The organism is Tunicatimonas pelagia (assembly GCF_030506325.1).
In the GTDB taxonomy this organism is placed as follows: Bacteria; Bacteroidota; Bacteroidia; order Cytophagales; family Cyclobacteriaceae; genus Tunicatimonas; species Tunicatimonas pelagia.
Genome location: NZ_CP120683.1, coordinates 6,948,100 through 6,968,136 on the forward strand (window position 1 = coordinate 6,948,100; position 20,037 = coordinate 6,968,136).

Annotated in this window: 19 protein-coding genes; 15 read left to right on the forward strand and 4 right to left on the reverse strand. The window is 44.4% G+C overall.

Annotated elements, in window-relative coordinates:
• Nucleotides 1–68: 68 nt before the first annotated feature.
• The 7 genes from P0M28_RS29475 to P0M28_RS29505 all read left to right on the forward strand — a co-directional run bounded on the left by P0M28_RS29475 (nucleotide 69) and on the right by P0M28_RS29505 (nucleotide 7,193).
• Nucleotides 69–1,607, forward strand: a complete 1,539-nt coding sequence (locus P0M28_RS29475) for a sodium:solute symporter family protein (protein ID WP_302207099.1) — start codon at nucleotides 69–71, stop codon at nucleotides 1,605–1,607.
• Nucleotides 1,597–2,514 (forward strand): dihydrodipicolinate synthase family protein, encoded by a 918-nt coding sequence (locus P0M28_RS29480; protein WP_302207100.1) that lies wholly within the window; start codon nucleotides 1,597–1,599, stop codon nucleotides 2,512–2,514. Before P0M28_RS29475 ends, P0M28_RS29480 begins: the two co-directional genes overlap by 11 nt.
• A 7-nt stretch (nucleotides 2,515–2,521) precedes the next feature.
• A complete protein-coding gene (gene rfaE2 / locus P0M28_RS29485; RefSeq protein WP_302207101.1) occupies nucleotides 2,522–2,992 on the forward strand; it encodes a D-glycero-beta-D-manno-heptose 1-phosphate adenylyltransferase in 471 nt (156 codons plus the stop codon).
• A gap of 108 nt (nucleotides 2,993–3,100) precedes the next feature.
• Nucleotides 3,101–4,717: a sensor histidine kinase gene (locus tag P0M28_RS29490; protein ID WP_302207102.1), complete on the forward strand. Its 1,617-nt coding sequence runs from the start codon at nucleotides 3,101–3,103 to the stop codon at nucleotides 4,715–4,717.
• Nucleotides 4,714–5,415 carry a response regulator transcription factor gene (locus P0M28_RS29495; RefSeq protein WP_302207103.1) on the forward strand — a complete coding sequence of 234 codons (702 nt, stop codon included), beginning with the start codon at nucleotides 4,714–4,716 and terminating at the stop codon, nucleotides 5,413–5,415. The genes P0M28_RS29490 and P0M28_RS29495 overlap by 4 nt, the downstream gene beginning before the upstream one ends.
• 204 nt (nucleotides 5,416–5,619) lie before the next feature.
• Complete coding sequence (locus tag P0M28_RS29500; protein ID WP_302207104.1) at nucleotides 5,620–6,108, forward strand: aspartyl protease family protein; 489 nt, start codon at nucleotides 5,620–5,622, stop codon at nucleotides 6,106–6,108.
• A 65-nt stretch (nucleotides 6,109–6,173) separates the two neighbouring features.
• The gene (locus P0M28_RS29505) at nucleotides 6,174–7,193 is read left to right on the forward strand and encodes a beta galactosidase jelly roll domain-containing protein (RefSeq protein WP_302207105.1); all 1,020 of its coding nucleotides are present in this window, start codon (nucleotides 6,174–6,176) and stop codon (nucleotides 7,191–7,193) included.
• Nucleotides 7,194–7,290: 97 nt separating this feature from the next.
• Here P0M28_RS29505 and bamG read toward each other — a convergent pair whose 3' ends face one another.
• Complete coding sequence (bamG, locus tag P0M28_RS29510; RefSeq protein ID WP_302207106.1) at nucleotides 7,291–8,559, reverse strand: BamG family beta-barrel-assembly machinery protein; 1,269 nt, start codon at nucleotides 8,557–8,559, stop codon at nucleotides 7,291–7,293.
• Nucleotides 8,560–8,905: 346 nt separating this feature from the next.
• Between bamG and P0M28_RS29515 the strand changes: the two genes are divergently transcribed.
• Genes P0M28_RS29515 through P0M28_RS29540 form a run of 6 tightly spaced genes read left to right on the forward strand, consistent with a single transcriptional unit; the run spans nucleotide 8,906 to nucleotide 16,129 of the window.
• Nucleotides 8,906–11,245, forward strand: coding sequence for a TonB-dependent receptor (locus P0M28_RS29515; protein WP_302207107.1), 2,340 nt, complete (start codon nucleotides 8,906–8,908; stop codon nucleotides 11,243–11,245).
• Between the two features lie 3 nt (nucleotides 11,246–11,248).
• On the forward strand, nucleotides 11,249–12,058 hold the full coding sequence (locus P0M28_RS29520; RefSeq protein ID WP_302207108.1) for a DUF4249 domain-containing protein: 810 nt from the start codon (nucleotides 11,249–11,251) through the stop codon (nucleotides 12,056–12,058).
• Complete coding sequence (locus P0M28_RS29525; protein WP_302207109.1) at nucleotides 12,055–13,341, forward strand: DUF4270 family protein; 1,287 nt, start codon at nucleotides 12,055–12,057, stop codon at nucleotides 13,339–13,341. Before P0M28_RS29520 ends, P0M28_RS29525 begins: the two co-directional genes overlap by 4 nt.
• Nucleotides 13,342–13,345: 4 nt before the next feature.
• A complete protein-coding gene (locus tag P0M28_RS29530; RefSeq protein ID WP_302207110.1) occupies nucleotides 13,346–14,350 on the forward strand; it encodes a Kelch repeat-containing protein in 1,005 nt (334 codons plus the stop codon).
• A gap of 37 nt (nucleotides 14,351–14,387) precedes the next feature.
• A complete protein-coding gene (locus P0M28_RS29535; RefSeq protein ID WP_302207111.1) occupies nucleotides 14,388–15,425 on the forward strand; it encodes a sensor histidine kinase in 1,038 nt (345 codons plus the stop codon).
• Nucleotides 15,422–16,129, forward strand: a complete 708-nt coding sequence (locus tag P0M28_RS29540) for a LytR/AlgR family response regulator transcription factor (RefSeq protein ID WP_302207112.1) — start codon at nucleotides 15,422–15,424, stop codon at nucleotides 16,127–16,129. Before P0M28_RS29535 ends, P0M28_RS29540 begins: the two co-directional genes overlap by 4 nt.
• A 51-nt stretch (nucleotides 16,130–16,180) precedes the next feature.
• Here the strand turns inward: P0M28_RS29540 and P0M28_RS29545 are convergent, their stop codons facing one another.
• On the reverse strand, nucleotides 16,181–16,480 hold the full coding sequence (locus tag P0M28_RS29545) for a putative quinol monooxygenase (protein WP_302207113.1): 300 nt from the start codon (nucleotides 16,478–16,480) through the stop codon (nucleotides 16,181–16,183).
• On the reverse strand, nucleotides 16,477–16,851 hold the full coding sequence (locus P0M28_RS29550) for a DoxX family protein (protein ID WP_302207114.1): 375 nt from the start codon (nucleotides 16,849–16,851) through the stop codon (nucleotides 16,477–16,479). The genes P0M28_RS29545 and P0M28_RS29550 overlap by 4 nt, the downstream gene beginning before the upstream one ends.
• Before the next feature lie 76 nt (nucleotides 16,852–16,927).
• On the opposite strand from P0M28_RS29550, the gene P0M28_RS29555 reads away from it, so the two are divergent.
• Nucleotides 16,928–17,272 carry a winged helix-turn-helix transcriptional regulator gene (locus tag P0M28_RS29555; protein WP_302207115.1) on the forward strand — a complete coding sequence of 115 codons (345 nt, stop codon included), beginning with the start codon at nucleotides 16,928–16,930 and terminating at the stop codon, nucleotides 17,270–17,272.
• 457 nt (nucleotides 17,273–17,729) lie between these two features.
• Here P0M28_RS29555 and P0M28_RS29560 read toward each other — a convergent pair whose 3' ends face one another.
• Nucleotides 17,730–19,289, reverse strand: coding sequence for an MFS transporter (locus P0M28_RS29560; RefSeq protein WP_302207116.1), 1,560 nt, complete (start codon nucleotides 19,287–19,289; stop codon nucleotides 17,730–17,732).
• Nucleotides 19,290–19,377: 88 nt separating this feature from the next.
• Here P0M28_RS29560 and P0M28_RS29565 point away from each other — a divergent pair, with 88 nt between their 5' ends.
• Nucleotides 19,378–20,004, forward strand: coding sequence for a hypothetical protein (locus P0M28_RS29565; RefSeq protein WP_302207117.1), 627 nt, complete (start codon nucleotides 19,378–19,380; stop codon nucleotides 20,002–20,004).
• The last annotated feature ends 33 nt before the right edge of the window (nucleotides 20,005–20,037 follow it).

The following is a 20,037-nucleotide window of genomic DNA, read 5'->3' on the forward strand; positions in this document are numbered from 1 at the left end:
TTGTTGTGTTCAACTCGCGGGAGAGCCCCGCTGTTAGCAGTACCAGAAGCCCAAACCTGCCTTAGTCTATGGAAGTAGCTCTATCTCCCCTTGATGTTATCACCCTGTCGCTCTACTTATTGGGGATGGTTGCTCTTGGCTTTTACTTTGCCCGCCGAAACAATAGTACGGAAGAATACTTCGTAGGTAACCGTTCCTTCAAAGGATGGGTCATTGGTTTATCCATGCTATCCACCTCAATTAGTTCTATTACGTTTCTGGCCTTCCCGGCAGCAGCATTTACGCTGGATTGGCGACAGTTTATTTCCAATCTGATGCTGCCGTTGGCAGCCGTACTGGCCATTCTATTTTTCATTCCTTTTTTCCGGCGCGGACAACTCACTTCAGCCTTCGAGTATTTGGGAGAACGATTCGGATCAGTAGCCCGCCTCTACGGCACATTAAGCTTTCTAATACTCCAAATTCTTAGAATTGGGCAAATTTTGTTTTTAGTAGCCATTCCGGTAAATCTTTTTACTGGAATTCCTATCATCACAGTTATTAGTTTTTTAGGGTTATTTATTAGCTTTTATACCGTTATCGGAGGAATAGAAGCCGTTATTTGGACTGATGTAGTTCAGGCTATTGTGCTCTGGTTAGGCGGCATACTTTGTTTAGTCCTGATGGTTAACCAATTACCTGATGGGCTTTCTCAAGTATTTAGCGTAGCCGAAGAATACCAAAAATTTAGCGTAGGTAGCACTGATTGGAATTTGAATGAACGAACGTTCTGGACAGTTGCCCTACTGGGCATCTTTCACTTTCTAGCAATGTACTCCAGCGATCAGAACATCATTCAACGCTACGTAGCCGCCCGCAGTACTCGGGAGGCAAAAAAAGCCACCATCATTTATTCGGTGATTGCTCTCCCCACTTGGGCACTGTTCTTCTTTATTGGCACTACGTTATTCGTATTTTATACGGTATTTCCCAATATTACCATCACTCGGCTGGAGGCCGATCAGGTTTTTCCGTACTTTATCCTGACCAATTTGCCCGCCGGAGTAGCCGGATTGATATTAGCAGCAGTTTTAGCTGCGGGCATGTCTACTTTAGACTCTAGTATCAACGCTATTGCTACTGTAACGGTAGTAGATATTCTGAAGCCTTACTGGATGAAGAACCAGTCGGATCGGCGGTACTTACTGGCGGCTCGACTAATTGCCATTGGCGTATCTATCCTGATGATTGGCGGTGCCGTGTTCTTCTCGACCATTGAAAAAGAAAGTATCAACGACTTAAGCTGGATTGTTGCTTCGGTTTTCGGAGGTTGTTTGGTAGGCTTGTTTCTCCTGGGGTTCTTCACTACCCGAGTGGGTTACCGAGCCGCTTCAGTAGCGTTAATTATCTCAGTAATAGTCAATGGATACCTCGGTTTAAGTTTAGTAGGATGGTTACCCGAAAAATGGACTATGAGTGTACAATCATACTGGGTGGGTGTGCTGGTAAATTTACTATTTATGGTGTTAGCATATCTACTAAGCTTCATCTTTACCAACCGAAAATCGTTAACTGGACTTACCGTCTGGACGCAAAAAAGCAATACTACCGAGACATATGACCACTAGTAACGTATCTGAATTACACGGCATTGTCCCCCCTATGGTAACACCACTTACCGAACAAATGAAATTGGATCAATCGGCTACATCCAAGCTGCTATCCCATTTAATGGAGGGTAAAATACACGGTCTCTTCATTTTAGGCACTACCGGAGAGGCTCCTAGCCTAAGCAATCAGGTAAAGCTAAATATAATTCAACAACTGGGCAGCGAGGTAGGAACTTCACTGCCCTGGCTAGTAGGCATTTCCGATACCTGCTTAGCGCACGCACTAGACTGGGCGCGGATAGCCAAAGAACACGGGGCTGCAGCGGTAGTAGCTGCCCCACCATTTTACTTTCCGGCAAGTCAATTAGCCATTTATCAGTTCTATGAACAGCTAGCTAACCAAAGTCCACTCCCGCTGTTTTTGTACGATATTCCGAGTCATACCCACAATCGCTTAGCGCGAGAAACTATCATAGCCTTGCTGAAGCTACCCAATATTGTCGGTTATAAAGATAGCTCGTTAGACATCATGCACTTTCATCGGTTGAATCAGCTACGCTCCGAAAGCGCAGCATTTCCCTACTTCTTAGGGCCGGAAGAATTTTTACTGGAAACAACCTTGCTGGGAGCCAGTGGTGGAGTAAACGGCGGGGCAAATGTTTTCCCCTCACTGTACGTAAAGCTTTACGAAGCAGTACAACAGCAGAAATTAGAAACCGCTCAACGCTTACATCAACTAGTCATGCAGATCAGCCAAAACCTTTATCAAGATGGTGGTACCGTAACTGCCGGACTCAAGTTTGCTCTGGCTGAGATAGGAATCGGAAATGGTTTGGTAGCTCCGCCTCAGATAAATTTAACCGAAGAAGAAAAGGGGCGAATGCGGGTATTTTTGCACAACTTTGCCAAGAATTTTCCACCTTGATAATCATATGAGCCAAACCATTATCACTGAACTTCAGGAGTTGCTTACCACATTAGATAAGCACCGTAAAAACGGCCACACCATCGTCTTCACCAACGGTTGCTTTGATATTTTGCACCGAGGCCACGTTACCTACCTACAAGCTGCTCGTGAGTTAGGAGATGTATTGGTGGTCGGGGTGAATACCGATGCTTCGGTAAAGCGATTGAAAGGGGACAGCCGTCCGATTAACCATGAAGATGACCGGGCGTTTATTCTTCAAAGCCTAGCCTGCGTAGATTATGTAATTAAGTTTGGGGAAGACACTCCCTACGAGCTGCTCTCGCATATTAAACCCGACATTTTAGTAAAAGGAGGAGATTACAAACTGGAAGAAGTGGTAGGTCGGGAATTTGCCCAACAGGTAGTTCTGATTGATTTTGTAGACGGCTATTCCACCACCAAAACCATTCGAGAGATGAAAGAAATTAAAAAGTAACGATCATCAAACGTAGAGAAAATTAGTAAGTACAGTAGCGATGACTGGCTTCATTAGCTAACGCGAGTTCAGCATTTTTTGTAACTTTCCCAAGAAACAGCTTCCAATATGCCCCGTTCACTTACCAAGGTTGGTTTGGTTCTGCTGATTGTTTTTCTGCTTCCGGCTATCTTTTATTCGGTTCGGGAGCTACAGACAGCGCAGGAGAATGAACTGCTGATCGAGGAAATCTACAACGATCAGTTGGAGGCTATTTTGTTTTCAGTAAATCAGTATTCCGAAGATATTGCCCGGTCGTGGACACGGGATTGGAGCAACTTGCTGCAAGACAGTTTATGGCAGAATAGCGAAGAGTTCAATCAGTTTTTTAGTGAGAACTACGCAATTAAAGAAGCTTTTATCATGGATTCGTTAGAGGCATCTGAAATTAGTCTCTACTCCAATGAGGGCGAAGCCTTTTTCTCCGTGAGCCAAGAAATTATTCCCCAAATTATTCAAGCACAACGGCCAGTAGTACATCGCTTATTCAATTATAGGGAAAACGGGTATTTAAAAATTGAGCCATTCTTTTCTGATACTTCTTCCTTGGAGTTCTTGGTTTTTTTACCCACTGCCTCGAGCAATCCAACAACGATCTACGGCTTCATACTAGATCCTACGGTGTTTGTTAACGATTTTTTAGGCCCCCGCATTCACGCTATAGCACAAGAGGAGCTTATAATCTCAGTACACCAACAACTAGCCGAAGTACCACTGTACACCACTGCTAATCACGTAAAGCATGGTATCAGTAGAGCACCGCGTAAACCTCTGTGGCTGTTTCCGGATTACTACTTAACAATTCAATTGGAAGAGCAAGAGGCTCCTACTTTGGCCGAACAGCGTTTTCGCACTAATTTATTTTTGATTGTCGGGCTAAATGCCGTACTACTGCTGGGTGCTTGGTTTGTATTCCGAACCATTAAAAAAGAAATTGAATTGGCTCGAATCAAATCCGATTTTGTCTCCAATGTCTCCCACGAAATTCGCACGCCACTTGCCCTTATCAGCATGTTTTCAGAAACACTAATGATGGGTCGGGTAAAAAGTGAGGAAAAGAAGCATGAGTACTACCGCATTGTAAACCAGGAATCGCAGCGCCTCACCAGTATGGTGAATAAAATCTTAAACTTCTCGAAGATAGAAGCCGGAAAACATCACTTTCATTTTGAGCCTATTAACCTGAATGAAGTAGTGACTGGCGTACTGGAATCTTACGACTTTCATCTGAAAAACGAAGGGTTTCACTATCACTCGCGCCTATCTGAAACAGAATTGACGATTAATGGTGATCGGGAAAGCATTACCGAGGCAATCATCAATCTGCTAGACAACGCCATTAAGTACAGCGACGAGCACAAAGATATTTCGGTGCTGACGGGCATTAGTGCAGACCAATATTTCGTTGAAATTCAAGATAAAGGAATGGGCATTTCGGAAGCAAATCAGGAGGCCATCTTCGATAAGTTTTTCCGGGTTTCGTCTTCTCTCCCCACCAAGCCTACTGCCCCCTCTTCTGATGGGTCACCCCGTTCGGGAACTGGGTTGGGACTTAGTTTAGTGAAGTATATTATGGATGCCCACAAAGGAACAATTACATTAACCAGCTATCCCAACAAGGGTAGCAACTTTCGACTCAACTTTCCTATCTGCTACCGCGTGGGTAAACTAATTGCTAACGAATGAAGAAAATACTAATTGTGGAAGATGAGCCTAGTATGCGAATGGGCTTAGGTGACAATCTGGAGTTTGAGGGATACGAGGTAGCTACTTCCAGCGATGGACAAGAAGGCTTGCAGAGAATTTTGAACGAATCATTTGATCTGGTGATACTTGATGTAATGCTTCCGAGTATGTCAGGCTTCGAGATTTGCAAAGCCACGCGTAAGAAAGGTAATAATACCCCGATAATTTTACTCACTGCAAAGGGTGAAGAGATTGACAAAGTGCGTGGTTTAGAGCTGGGAGCTGACGACTATATCACCAAGCCCTTCAGCTTACGGGAGCTGTTAGCTCGAATTAAGGCGGTGCTTCGTCGCCAACCTACAGCTTCTGTGCCCCCTTCCCTTTCGGCAAAGAGCAATATCATTGAACTTGGCCGACTTAAGATCTTTCTCGATGCTTACGAAGCATTTAGCGATGATGAACCCGTTAAGATGTCGCATAAAGAGTTTGAGATTATTCGCTACCTCTGGGATCATGCTCGGCAACCCGTGAGCCGCTACGATTTATTAGAAAATATTTGGGGGTACGAAGACGATCAACCTACCACCCGTACGGTCGATAATTTTATCGTGAAACTCCGTCAAAAGATTGAAACAAACCCCAACGACCCTCGCCATATTCTCACGATTCACGGAGTGGGGTACAAACTAATTCCATAATTTCAATAAATAATGACTGATGAGCGATAGTCAAAAATTACTCATCAATCATTATTCATTACTCATCAATCATTACCAATTATTCATCACTCACCGGTCATCATTCGTCTACATGTGACATTTTTTTACAAGCTTTGACGGTACGGTGGCAAATGTTGTGGGGCAATTTTCGTACTTCAAAATAACAACATAAAGCCCCTACGGATGAAACAACAAACCCTACTCATGTCGCTCATTGGGGTTTTACTCTCAGGATTTACGAGTGAAACCTACGAATACGTTAAAGTGGTAAACTGGCAGTATAAACCCATTATTAAAGTTGAATTGAACGGAAAGTCGGCCTATTTTTTGGTAGATACTGGCTCAGATATGACTATTTTGCATAAGAACGAAGCCAATCGCTTTGATTTTCAGCCACTGCTCGCTAGCACCAATAATCAGCAAGTGTTAGGATTAAGCGGTAAGCGGCAAACCATTCATAAGGTTAAAAACGTTCATATGGTAATTGGATCGATGCCCATTAAGGCATTATTTAAAACGTATGATCTTTCGGGTATCGTATCGTCTTTAGGCAATCGGGTCGATTTAAAAATTGCGGGAATCATCGGTTCCGATGTAATGAAACGTTACGGGTTTATTATTGACTATCAAAAACAAACTATTGCGATTAAGACCCGAAAGCCCGCTCAATAGCAGAAAATACCAGTAGAGGCTGAATGATGGTTCAGCATTGCTACATTGTGTAATAGGAATTCAGTATGCTTCAAGTCAAATCGGTACGAATGCTCACTTTGCTTGTGAGCTTGTTATTTAGCCAAAGTATTTTGGCTGGCGATTGGCGTATGGTACTAGACCTTGCCGGCGACTGGCGGTTCTCCATCGGTGATAATATTCAGTGGGCAGACCCTGACTTTGACGACCGCCAGTGGGAAACTATTCGGGCTCCAGCCCCCTGGGAAAGTCGAGGGTTTCATGGCTACGACGGCTACGCCTGGTACCGCAAGTCTTTTGTATTGCCTACCTCGGTAGAGGAGAACCGGCTCTACCTTTCGTTGGGGTATATTGACGATGTAGACGAAGTGTACTTAAACGGAAAGCTGATTGGTTTTTCCGGTTCTTTTCCTCCTTACTTCCATACTGCTTATCGGGCGTACCGCCGCTACCCCATTCCCATCGAGTATTTAAATCCTGAAGGCGTGAACGTTATTTCAGTCCGGGTTTACGACTCTAAAATTGACGGTGGAATTATTGCGGGGAAGGTGGGACTGATGATTGACGACTCTGAAGCACAATTAGACATCGACCTGCGAGGCGTATGGAATTTTGCGTTAGGAGATAACCTCCGATGGAAGGAAAATGACCTGGGCGATGGCGATTGGGAGAAAATTATGGTGCCTTACTTCTGGGAAGCCCAGGGGTTTCATAATTACGATGGTTATGCTTGGTACCGCAAAACGTTTTTCTTACCCGAAGATTTTTCTGGCGACGAAATGTTACTAATACTGGGGTTAATTGATGACTACGATCAAACCTATGTGAACGGAGTAAAAATAGGTAGCACTGGCTTTCGCAGTAACGACCGCCCCGATCTAAGGGATGATGCCGCCTATCAGCAGGTTCGCAACTACACTATTCCCGCCAATATTTTAAACCCCGGTAGCTTCAATACCATCGCTGTCCGAGTCTACGATAAGTACGTAGATGGCGGTATCTATAAGGGTCCCATTGGCCTGATTCGTCAATCTCGCTATACCCGCTTCTGGCGAATTTCAAATTAGTTAGGGCGAAAGGTAGATTTTTCATCCCCGCTTTGGGAGCTAATTTGCCCTCTTTTCCACCCTTTCAACTCGTCAGTATTTTCAGAAGTTGCCCCAATTATTCAAACTTTCTTCTAACAAACCATAAGTCCATAAAAGTGATGTTCATGGTGAGTTTGGTATAACTTTCACTGAAGAAGTCATTCAACTGCTGACCCCGAGACGCCCGCTCGAGAATAAACCGAAGCATTCCTTTATTGCCTATTGGTAGGCCAAATCCAGCGGTGAAACCTGAATTGTTCAACCCTTCACCATCTAGTACTAAGTAAGACTGTTCGGCATACAAGCCAAAGCCCCACGTAATATATCCTAGGTAACTCTTCGCTTGGTAATTGGGAAGTTTTTCAAATCCTAAGGAAGCCCTTCGGCTATCTCGTAAACTATAATCCTGCCCCTCCAATGTTGAGGCGGACCATAGTTTCGTCTGTACATCAGCACTCAGCTTGAATCGGTTATTTCGGTTCCACGAGATTCCGAACCCAAGTGTGTTCGGCAAAATATACTCTTCGCCTTCCAGTACTTCTAGTGCTAGAGTATCCGGAAAGGCACTTCCTTGGACATCAATTTCGGAGATTAGAAGGTCTCGCTCACTTAAGAGATCATTCTCTAAATCGTAAGTTACTCCAAATGTTAGTGAAGAGTTTTTAATAGGAAGTACGTACTGAACGCCTACGTCCCAGTTGAAGGTTCGTAAGTAATTATTATCAGCAATGCCAATGCTGTAGTTAATATCGGTACTGTTAACCCACTGGGTATTTTCAATATTACCGAAGATATACGACACATGAGCCCCAATGGATAGTCGCTTGCTCAATGCTTGCCCGTAGCCGAAGTATACTTCATTCAACCCGCCCGATCCCTCATAGCGCACCCGGTACTCTCCGGATATACCGCTAAATTGCCCGGTACCAAAAATGTTATAGTTCACATTGCTGTACTTCCGCAAACCTACCGAAGCTCCCGATTTCTTCCCGGTTTTAAAGGCCATCATAAAGTACGGAAAATCCAGAGCAATTTGCCGCCCTTCGTTATCACCGTCGTTTTGGGTTGCGGTGGCTAGGCTAACGCCGAATTCATGCAGAAAAGTAAAACGGTTACTGATGCTGCTGTAGGAGGCTGGGTTCAGATTATTAATGGTAACCTCACTACGGTCGGCTACGCCCGTACCACCCTTCAAAAGATGGTGACCACTACCTTTGTTATAAATATCCCCAACACCAAAGTAGGTGTAGGGTGAACCTGGGGAGTTTTGGGCGTGAAGGGTCACTTTGCTGCTCAGCAGTAAGAGAGAAAAAAGAAATCCCTTGATGGTGTTGGATGTAGTCAATCGCTTTTTAACCTAAAAATACGCGAGCCATTTCTACCTCGAAACTAAAATCAACGTAGCCCTCACTTTCACCTACCAATAAGGGGGGTCGTTTCACCAACAGGGATTTGGAAACCAGCAATATCTGGATGAGGCATTTTGGATTAGTAGAGGAAATTAGCGAGTTGGTTGAGTTTAATAAATCAATGATGCATTTGCACCATTCAAACCCGCATTAACCTATCTTTTTGTCATATTGACGTAATAAGCAGGTTGATAGGGCAATTACCCCAGTTGGTTGATTTTATTTTTAGGAACCCTACAAGCTTTCCATCTTTGGAGGTGTGTTTTGGAAATTATCCCAGTAATGAATCAATTTTCTTTCAAGAAACTGCTATCAGTTTTTGTGCTGATTATGGGTTTCAGCTTGTGCTCTTTTGCTCAAAGTCAATCGACAATTAGCGGGAACATCCGGGATGCTGAGACCGGGGAAGATCTTATCGGTGCGGCGGTGGTTGTAGAGACGCTCAGCACTGGTGCCGTCACCAACGTATACGGATTCTACGCGCTTTCTTTGCCAGCCGGTTCTTACACCCTCAGTATTCAGTACATTGGATACGTCAGGAAACGAGTTACTATTAACCTAGAGCAAGATACTACCCTCAACGTTGAGCTAATGCCCCAGTCTACGGCGCTGGAAGAAATAGTCATTGTAGCCGAATCAGAAGAAGATCCGATCACCTCACTAGATATGGGGGTAGCGAAGATTCGTCCCCAGGATATTGACAATGTACCAGTACTGTTTGGTGAAAAGGATGTGCTGAAAACCATTCAACTATTACCTGGTATTCAGGCAGCGGGTGAGGGTAATAGTGGCTTTTTTGTGCGGGGCGGCAACGCCGATCAGAACCTGATTTTGCTCGATGAGGCTACCGTCTACAATGCATCCCACTTGCTGGGCTTCTTTTCGGTATTCAACTCCGATGCAATCAAAGATGTAAATGTCATTAAAGGAGATATGCCGGCGCAGTACGGTGGGCGGTTATCTTCGGTGCTGGATATTCGGATGAAAGAAGGTAATAGTAAAGAATTTTCTGGCACTGGAAGTATCGGTTTGATTTCGTCTAAATTGACCCTGGAAGCTCCCATCGTGAAAGACAGAGGGTCGTTTATGGTGTCGGGGCGGCGCACCTACGTGGATATGTTCTTTGATCTATTCAATATTGAAGACTTAGAAGATTCGCAACTGTACTTTTACGATCTGAATGCCAAAGCTAACTACCGCATCAATGACCGTAACCGAGTGTTTGTCTCGGGCTACTTCGGTCGTGATCGTTTCGGGTTTGAAGATACTTTTGGTTTTGATTGGGGTAATGCCACGGCCACCGTTCGTTGGAATCATTTGTTTAGCGATCGGCTGTTTTCCAATACCTCGTTGATTTACAGTGATTACGATTACAAAGTATCGATCAACGACGGTGATAATGAGGTAGAAATTGGCTCGGCTATTCAGGACTTGAACCTCAAACAGGATTTTGATTATTTCCTCAATAACAACCATACGCTTCGCTTTGGGGGAAATCTGATTTACCACACTTTTGTGCCGGGTGAGATTACTTCATCAGGCGAAGGCGGACGATTTGGCGATACCAAAGTGGAAGACCGTTACGCCTTGGAAGGTGCCGTATATATTTCGGATGAGCATAAGATCAACTCCTCACTCTCGCTGCGTTACGGGCTGCGGTATTCGCTATTCCAGGTACTTGGCCCAGGCACGTACAAGCTGTACGACGAAGATGGTGACGTAACTAGTGAGCAGGCCTTCGACGACTTTAAAGCCGTACAGTATTACGACGGTTGGGAACCACGAATTAGCTTTAACTATCGGCTTAGTAATGCAGCATCGGTTAAGGGAGCCTACTCCCGCAATAATCAGTACGTACATTTACTCTCTAATTCTACTACCACCACTCCGACTGACATATGGGTGCCTAGTTCGCCCTACGTGGAGCCCCAAATTGGTAATCAGTTTTCGTTAGGTTACTACCGCGATTTCTCGTCGGGTCGCTACGAATTTTCTTCCGAAGTCTACTACAAGACGATGGACAATGTGATTGACTATAAGAACGGAGCCGACTTATTTGTGAACGAAGATATTGAAGCCGAGCTACTGTTTGGTGAAGGTCAAGCTTATGGAATTGAATTTCTACTACGGAAGAATATGGGACAATTCACGGGTTGGCTGAGCTACACCCTGTCGCGCAGCGAGCGCATGTTTGATGAGATCAATAATGGCGCGGCTTTCCCCGCCCGGCAAGACCGCATCCACGATATTTCGCTGGTTGGTACCTACCAGTTCAACTCTAAACTATCACTCTCTTTTAACTGGGTATACTTTACGGGTAATGCCGTTACTTTCCCCAGCGGAAAGTACGAAATTGACGGACGCACGGTTAGCTACTACACCGAACGCAACGGCTACCGAATGCCCGACTACCATCGTCTGGATTTGGGGCTAAACTGGGTACGCCGAAAGACGGATAAGTTTGAGTCTTCCTGGAACTTCTCGCTCTACAATGCCTACGGGCGCGAGAACGCCTTCTCCATTGACTTCCAGGAAAGTGAAGATAATCCTGGAACCACCGAAGCGGTGCGGTTAGCCTTGTTCAAATTCGTGCCATCGGTAGCGTATACGATTAAATTTTGAGTAATGAAGAAGTTTATTTTCAGTGTATTATTTCTGGGATTGTGGGGTTGCGAAGAGGTGATCGACGTCAATCTGAACGATGCCGATGCCCGATTAGTGATTGAAGGGCAGATTGTCAACACCGATGGCCCCTTCACGGTAAGTATTTCGCAGACTACCGATTTTTTCGGAGACGAGGGGACGCAACCTGTTGATGTTCAACGAGTGAGTCTAACGACCTCAGAAGGTTGGCAGGAGGAGCTGATAAGAATGGACGAAGGTGTTTACCAAACCGTTGACATTAGCGGAGTACCCGGCGAAATTTACACTCTCACAGTGCTGCACGAAGGTGTGGGAGTTACTACCAGCAGTACGATGCCTGTACCGATAGAGATTGAGCGACTACAGTATGTTTTTGATGAAAGAGAGTTCAATCCCGCTGGGGAATCAGGTTACGAAGTTACTTGTGTCTTTAACGACCCGGAGGGGGAAGAAAACTTCTACCGCCTAGTGATCTATCTCAACGGCGAACGGCTGGACGATAACGGCCTTTACCTCTACGATGATAAGTTCGCTGATGGCAACCAAGTTAGTTATACCTTTTTTGACCAAAGGTTTGATGTGGGCGATACGGTAAAAATTGAGCTTCGCTCATTAGACGAACAAACCTATCGCTACTACGAACAATTGAACGAACTGGTTGGTAACGGTGGGCCAGGTGGTAGCTCGGCGGCTCCCGGGAATCCAACATCTGTGTTCAATAGCGGGGCGTTGGGAGTGTTCGTCGCTTACTCGCGTAATACTTTAGAGTTTTCTATCCTTATTGAGGAATGATGCGGGCTTGGTTTACTTACTTCGGAGCTATTTTCTTAGCTATTAGTCTTTGGCAGTGCAACTTTCCTAGTCCGTTGGGAGAAGATATTGTCCGTAGCGAGATTCTGGACGTGGTATTTATTGATACCATCAATCTTAGGTTGTCTACCGTAACTATTGATTCGGTAGTCACCTCCAACACCGAGCGACATCTGGTAGGCTACCGAGAGGATGAAAATATAGGTAGCATTCTAGCGCAACCTCACTTTCAGATTAGCAACGACTCAGTGACTTTTCCTGATGAGGGTGCGGAGTACCTCTTCGCCGAATTTGAGTTATTCTACGATGGATATTCTTACTACGATACCACGCAAGACATCACACTTATGCTACACCCTTTACTCGAAGAACTGGAGCTGGATGAAGATGATAACGTACTGTATGACTTTAGCGAATTTTCGTATGATCGCAACAATCCGATAGGGCAACTGACATTCGCCCCTCGTCCCCGTCGCCTTGGTTCGGTCACCATTCCGATGGATGATGAGTACGGTCAGGCTCTCTTTGACTTTGTAGATATCGAGGAGCAAGATCTGTTTTTTGATGAATTTGACGAACGCTATCCCGGCTTCGTACTGGTTCCCGATACGTTAGTTACCCAAAGTTTCCTGGGGTTTACGATCGCCAGTAGATTGGTCATTCACTACCAGGAAAGCGGGGAAGAGCTTGAACTTGTTTTTCCTGCCAATCAATTGCGGTTTAATCAAATTCTCAACGACCGAGTGGGCACTCCGCTAGAAGAACTTAGTGAACGATCCGAAGATGTTTCATCCACCGAAACCGCTCGGCAGGCATTTCTCAACAATGGAGCAGGGACAGCCATTAAGGTAGAGATTCCTTCGCTACGCGATATTCGGGAAGTGATTACCCAAAACTTTATTACCGAAGCAACGCTGGTGCTACGTCCGGTCAAAAACACTTACAGCGACCTCACCCCATTTCCTACTGAGTTCAATATTTTTGAGGTAGACCGACTGAACCGAATCGAGCGAGTGTTAAGTGTACCACAGTCATTGGTAGTGGATGATGAGTTCGGCGATGATACTCAGTACCGGATTACCCTTACCGACTTTATTCAGGATAAAATTGAAGAAGATGCCCGCCGCGAAGATGCTATTCTACTCCGGGGCAGTGAAACCGAGTTAGCCACAACGGTTAATCAACTGATTGTAGGAGATAGTTTCAGTGAGTTTGAAGCCAGCCTTGAGCTTTTTGTGCTAGACTATATAATTGACAATAATTAATATCATGACAGAACACCGTATATTCTTATTTACCTTTCTGACAACTTGTATACTCGGACTATTAGCCTGCGATGGCGATGAGGAAGATGATGACTTGCTCGGCAATTGGGTTGAGCGTTCTGATTTTGAGGGTTTTAGACGATCGAGTGCGGTCTCGTTTGCTATTGGCGAATTTGCCTATGTCGGTACTGGGTTCAACGGAGACGAAGACGAGTACTACCGCGATTTCTGGCGTTATGACGTAAACCAAAACTTCTGGCAGCGCATGGATTCGCTTCCGGGAGTAGGGCGTAGTGCGGCGGTAGCTTTTTCAATTGGAGGCACCGGATACGTAGGGCTGGGTTTCGACGGCGACGATGAGTTGCGCGACTTTTACCGCTACGATGCATCGTCTAACGCTTGGGCTCGCATTGCTGATTTTGGCGGTACAGCCCGACGCAATGCGGTAGCTTTCGGTCTGAACGGAAAAGGCTACGTGGGGACGGGTGACGATGGAAATACACTCAAGGACTTTTGGGAGTATGACCCGGGTAGCAATACTTGGTCGCAAATTCCTAGCTTGGGAGGTAGTAAACGAGAGAATGCCGTGGCCTTCGTTCTTGGCGACTTTGCTTACGTGGGTACTGGTTCCGATAACGGTAGTTTGGAACTGGACTTCTGGCAGTTTGATCCTACCCTGTTACCCGATTTTCCCTGGGTGGCCATGACTGATCTGGACGAGGAAGATGACTACGCTGTTATTCGGGAGAATGCTACTGCTTTTACCATGAACGGCCGGGCTTACATAGTGAGCGGATTACGCGGCTCAGTAACCAACAGCGTTTGGGAATACAATCCGTCTAACGACTTCTGGACGGAGAAAACGCCGATTGAAGCTGCCCCTCGCCGGGATGCCGTAGCATTCACGGTCAACGAACGAGGATTTATCACCACTGGGCGAAGTGGTAGCTCCTACTTCGACGATATCTGGGAGTTTGAGCCCAACGAGGAAGAGGACGAAGATGATTAGTAAATTTTCTTACTTTGCCTGAAAATAGAGGAAAGAGTTGGCAAAACTATATTCTAAATATCGTTGGTTGTTTCATGGGTTAGTAATGGTGGTTACCTTCATTCCTCCCATCATTCTGATTAATAGTATTGGAGTAGCGTTCATGCAGTCAACTCGCATGTTTTTATTCGGTATAGTAACCATTCCCTTTTATCTGGTCAACATTGTCTGGCTAATTCCTATTTTTCTCAAACGGCGCAAGTATTGGCAGTACGTACTATGCATAGTAACTATCATCGTTATCTATCATTCTTTCATACAGCTCTTAAGCCCTGTTGGTGCTCGATCCTTAATAATCACCTCACAAGCAAATGAGTCAATTGAAATTCCGATGAATACCTTTGCTCCGGTTATTTCCTTCTTCTTAATGACGCTTACACTAGGAACCACCTTTGAAATGCTATTGGATTGGGAACGTCAAGGAAAAGTAATTGAGAAAACCGAAAAGGAAAAACTATCGGCCGAACTCTCATTTTTGAAAAGTCAGATTAATCCTCACTTCTTTTTTAATACCCTCAACAGTATTTATGCTTTGGCTGCTACCGATACCGAAATGACTCAGCGGGCCATTCTTCTGCTCTCTAACTTAATGCGATACATTTTGTACGAAAGTAATGTAGATAGAATTACACTGTCTAAGGAGATACAATTTTTACGCGACTATATTGATTTGCAGAAACTACGGTACGTCAAAACCAACGGTAAAGAAGTGAAATTTGAACATCGGGGAAGCACTAACGCCTTTAAAATTGAACCCCTTTTGCTCGTTACATTTGTAGAAAACGCGTTCAAGCACAGCCATAGCTACGAAACTAAGAGCGTAATTGATGTAACACTGGAAACCAAAGATCAAAGTGAATTGATATTTCGAGTTTCTAACACAGTGGGCGATTTTTCGGAGCAACTGGAGAAAGATGCAGGTATCGGACTGGAAAATGTGAAGCGAAGACTAGAATTACTTTACCCCGGACGCCACCAGTTAGCGATTGATAAAATCAACGGTTATTTCAATGTAGTTTTAACGCTAAGCAAATGAAATGTATCGCGATTGACGATGAGCCACTCGCCCTAAGCGTGATCGAGGATTACGTGAAGCGAGTACCCTATCTGGAACTGATTGGAGCCTACGAGAACCCTTTTGAGGCGTTGCCCGTCATCAATCAGCAGGCGATTGACATTGTCTTTATTGATATCAATATGCCCGGGCTGAATGGAATAGATTTGGTCAAATCCTTACAAAGTATCCCTCAAATCATCTTTACCACCGCCTACTCAGAATATGCTATTGAAGGCTTTGAACTGAATGCTACCGATTATCTACTCAAACCTTTTGGCTTTGATCGATTCTTAAAAGCTATTAACAAGGCAAACAATACCTCTACCAGATCTACTACCGCCTCTGTCTCGGATAGTAGTCCCTCAGACTTTATCTTTGTTCACTCAGAGCACCACATGATCAAAATATCATTAGCCGATATTCACTACATTGAAGGCTATAAGGAGTACGTAAAAATTCATACCAATGCTGATCGCCCCATTTTAACCATCCGCAGTCTGAAATCTTTGGCAGAACAACTGGGCACCTCGTTGTTCATCCGCATTCATAAATCCTACATCATCGCCATTCATAAAATTCAGGACATCCGAAACGGAAAGGTAAAAGTGAAAGACAAATACCTACCTATCGGCGAAAGCTACAAAGAGGTATTTAACGATGTGGTTTTGAAAGGCCGTATATAGGCTGTCGATGCTGTGTTGATAGGCCTTTTGTGTAAATGAAGTTTTCATTTATTAACCCTGTTCAAAAACCTCCCCATCAAAATGCCTGTATTTAGGCTTAGATGAAGTAAGTGGTATGACTTCGGTCACAATTTTTTTAACTACCTCAGATTCTTTATAAACCTTAAAATCGGTCATAGATTCAAACTCTCCGTACACCATGTATCCGTTTTTCACATGATGATCCCGAAACCAGGTATAAGCAATACATCCTTTCAGTTTCAGTGCATCATCACATACTTTTTGGATTGTTTTTTCAAAGGCGTCTGTATTTGATGGATTTACCGTTGTGGTTACATGAATGATTATCATTGATTAGGGGTGGTTTTAAGTTGCATAAAATTCACGAAAGCGGTGGTTAGAATCACCAATGCCACCAATATGATTCCAACAGCCGGAACAAGCCCTTCTACGATCAGGTGGGAAGCAATAGCTGAAATCAAATTGATGTAAAAACCAGCAAAAGCCCACTCCTTTAGTCTACTACTTACCGGAGCTACCAATACCATGATGCCTAGCACTTGAGCTAGCCCCAGAATTCTACCAAAGTATTCTGGGTAACCAAGCGTATTGAGACTTGCCACCATGTCAGGTAGCAACAGCAGATTTGATATTCCACCGAATCCGAACAGCACGACAAGTAAGCCTACTAAAATTTTGTAAATGATTTTTTTTCTTTCCATAGAACCAAAGTACTACTTTATCACTATATTTGATATAGTCCTATACTAAAGTATAGTTGAAAAGATAGCATGTTTTATGAGCAAGAAACAAGAATGCAAGGCGGCTATGCTACCCATTCTGGATGCGATGTATGTACTACAAGGAAAGTGGAAATTACCAATTATTCTTTCGCTCTCCTTCGAGCCAAAAGGCTTTGGAGAAATTGAAAAGGAGGTCTTAGGTATTACACCCCGAATGCTTTCTAAGGAGCTAAAGCACCTGCAAGAAAACTTTCTGGTGAATCGAAAAGTAATTGACTCAACTCCAGTTCGTATTGAATATTCTCTCACCAAACATGGCAAATCGCTCAAACCTGTTATCCTTGCCCTTAAAAATTGGGGTGAAAAGCATCGTAAGGTAGTATTTCTTAAAGAGGGTTAAGCCGGAAGCTTTACCGTTGCAGCTTCGTGGCTTTCAATACATCAGTCTTATCCGGCCTAACGATTAATCCCTTCGCTTTTAATATTTGTTAAAATAATTGGCCTGACTAATTGAGAACTTCATGCCTCAATTCTTAAATCAAAAAAATAGAATAAGCAGAAATACTTTAGAAAGTAGAGTCTCACGAAGCACAACCAAAGACGCTAAGGAACGATAACACAATAAAGTACCTATTTGTACTTGTTTTTTCGGCGCGGTACTTCGTCACGAAAAGCCTCTCATAGCTCGGCTATGCTCGGTTTCCGTTCCTCGTCCCGCACCAAAATCCCGGCGTTTAACTTAGATACTTTATTATCTCATCGTTCCTAAAAGTGTATAGCTTTACATTTTTTTATATTGTAATAACAAAAGAAACGCGCTTCTCTAAAAAGACTAAAGAAGTTTGGTTATTGACTATTCATTTCTCCGTTATCTGTCGTTTTTTAATGAGAATGAATGCTACTGCGGCTGAAACCCAAGCTAGCCCCGCACTGATGTACATAAGCTGATTAAACATATCGATAAATGATTGTTGAAAGGCTTGTTGCACCTTATCTCGCTTATCAATGGGAACTACTTTCGGAACTTGAGCATCGCCTAAGTTAGCAGCTTGTTGCATGATCGCTTCCCGATTGCTTTCACTTAGCAGCAATGAATCAACCGTAGGTTCCAAATAGTTAGTAAACAATACTACCGCCAATGCCCCCACCGTGGCGTTCGCAAATACATTGGCGGTTCGGGTCATCGCATTATTGATGCCTGACGCAGTTCCCGAATGCTGATCGGCTACCGATGCCATAACAGTAGTGGTGAGAGGTACAACGGTTAGGGACATACCCAGCCCGAATAATAGAATACCCGGAAAATACGTCGTCCAGAACTGCGAAGGGCCTTCAGTAAGCCCAACGGTGGAGAACCAAAAAAAACCAAACCCGGCTAATACTGAACCACTTACGAGTAGCCAACGGGAGCCGTAGCGATCTACCAAGCCTCCCACCCACCGAGCTAATGAAGCTAATAGTATAGTAAAGGGCAGCAGCGTCATACCCGCTTGCACCTGCCGATAGCCCTGCACTTGAACCAAATTCAAAGACAAAAACAGCATACCGATTGCCAGCCCTGCGTACAGCAAAAAAGTAAGCAAGTTAGCCCCGGTGAACGTTTGATCCTTAAATAAACTTAGTGGCACCATCGGATTACTTTTCACCTGCTCAATACGGACAAAGGCAACCAATAATATTGCACCTGTGGCCAATGTACCGTATACCTTCCAGTGGCTCCAGCCTAGCTCAGGAATCTCTAAGAAGCCAAAAGTAAGTAAGGCCAGCCCTAGTACTACAGTAATTGCTCCGGCATAGTCTAAGCGGTGATCCAGACTATCATTGGAGCTTTCCGGCACCTTACGATAAAGCACTACTAGCGAAGCTAACCCAATGGGCAAGTTAATAAAGAAGATTGCCCGCCACAGGCCGGCATCTCCTAAAGCCCCGCCAAGAATAGGTCCACCCACCGTAACCAGCGTAGTTGCTGCCGACCAAGTACCAATCGCTTTTCCTTTCTCCTGATGATGAAAAGTAGCTGAGATAATAGAGAGGCTACCCGGAATCATAAGCGCCCCACCGATCCCCTGTACCGCTCTTGCTCCAATTAGCCACTCTACCGTAGGGGCAAATCCACAGGCTACTGATCCTACCATAAATATGGCAATCCCGATCATAAAAATCTTTTTCCGTCCTAGCTTATCGCCCAACGTGCCCCCCACTAAAATTAAGGAGGCTAGCATTAGTAAATACGCGTTTAGTATCCAGAAAATATCCGTACCATTGGCTTGTAAGTTATTCTGCAATGAGGGTAAAATTACATTTAAGGCAGTGGAGTCAATAAAAGCCATACTGGATGCCAGAATGGTAGAGAAGAGAATCCACTTTCCAGCCGATGAGGAAAGTGTAATATCGGGGGTAGAAGTTGGTTCAGTCATTAGGCGATAAATTAGCGAAAAAACCGGAGGGGGCTTTGTAATTTTTGAATTAATAGCTATTGTTGGAACAACGACACGGAAAGAATGTATGGCGAAAAATAGTAGTGATCGAAACGGGGCGGCTTCTCACCAATTTATTAAACAAGAATACGGAGGTATTCCTGAGTTATTCTACTCTCATACTACCCAAGCTCCCTTTGAGCGGTGCATTTCTTGCGATCGGGCACTGCAAGCTCCTAATACCCAGTATCTGGTTGAGAAAGCATTCCGCAATTATCCCGATTTCAAAACTACGGATGTGATCTTTGAGTACGCCATGTGCCTAAGCTGTGCCGACCAAATGCGGAAAGAGCTGTCACTGTCTTCCCTCTCCCGCATCCAGGAGTTTTTTGAAAATCGAGTTGACTTTCACCTTCGTCGCGACCAATTGATGCAATCACATTCGCTTGATGCTCCGGCGTGGTTAGAAAACTGCCTAATCACCGGAAAGGCGCAACATACATTGGAGGAGTACCAGATTTACGGGCACTTTATGGATAACCGCTGCGTGTATTCGTTTTTGCCCTACATGATCGGTGGCCCTGCCGTAGATGAAATTACTAGCCTTCTTTCCGAAAAAACGTTGGGCGAGATCGATCGCTTTATTGACGAAAATTTTGGTTTACCACCCGAGCTTAAACAGCCAATTAGAGACAACCCTATTATCTTTGTCTGACCTCGCTTAGTTTGTTACGCCCTTTCTAACTTG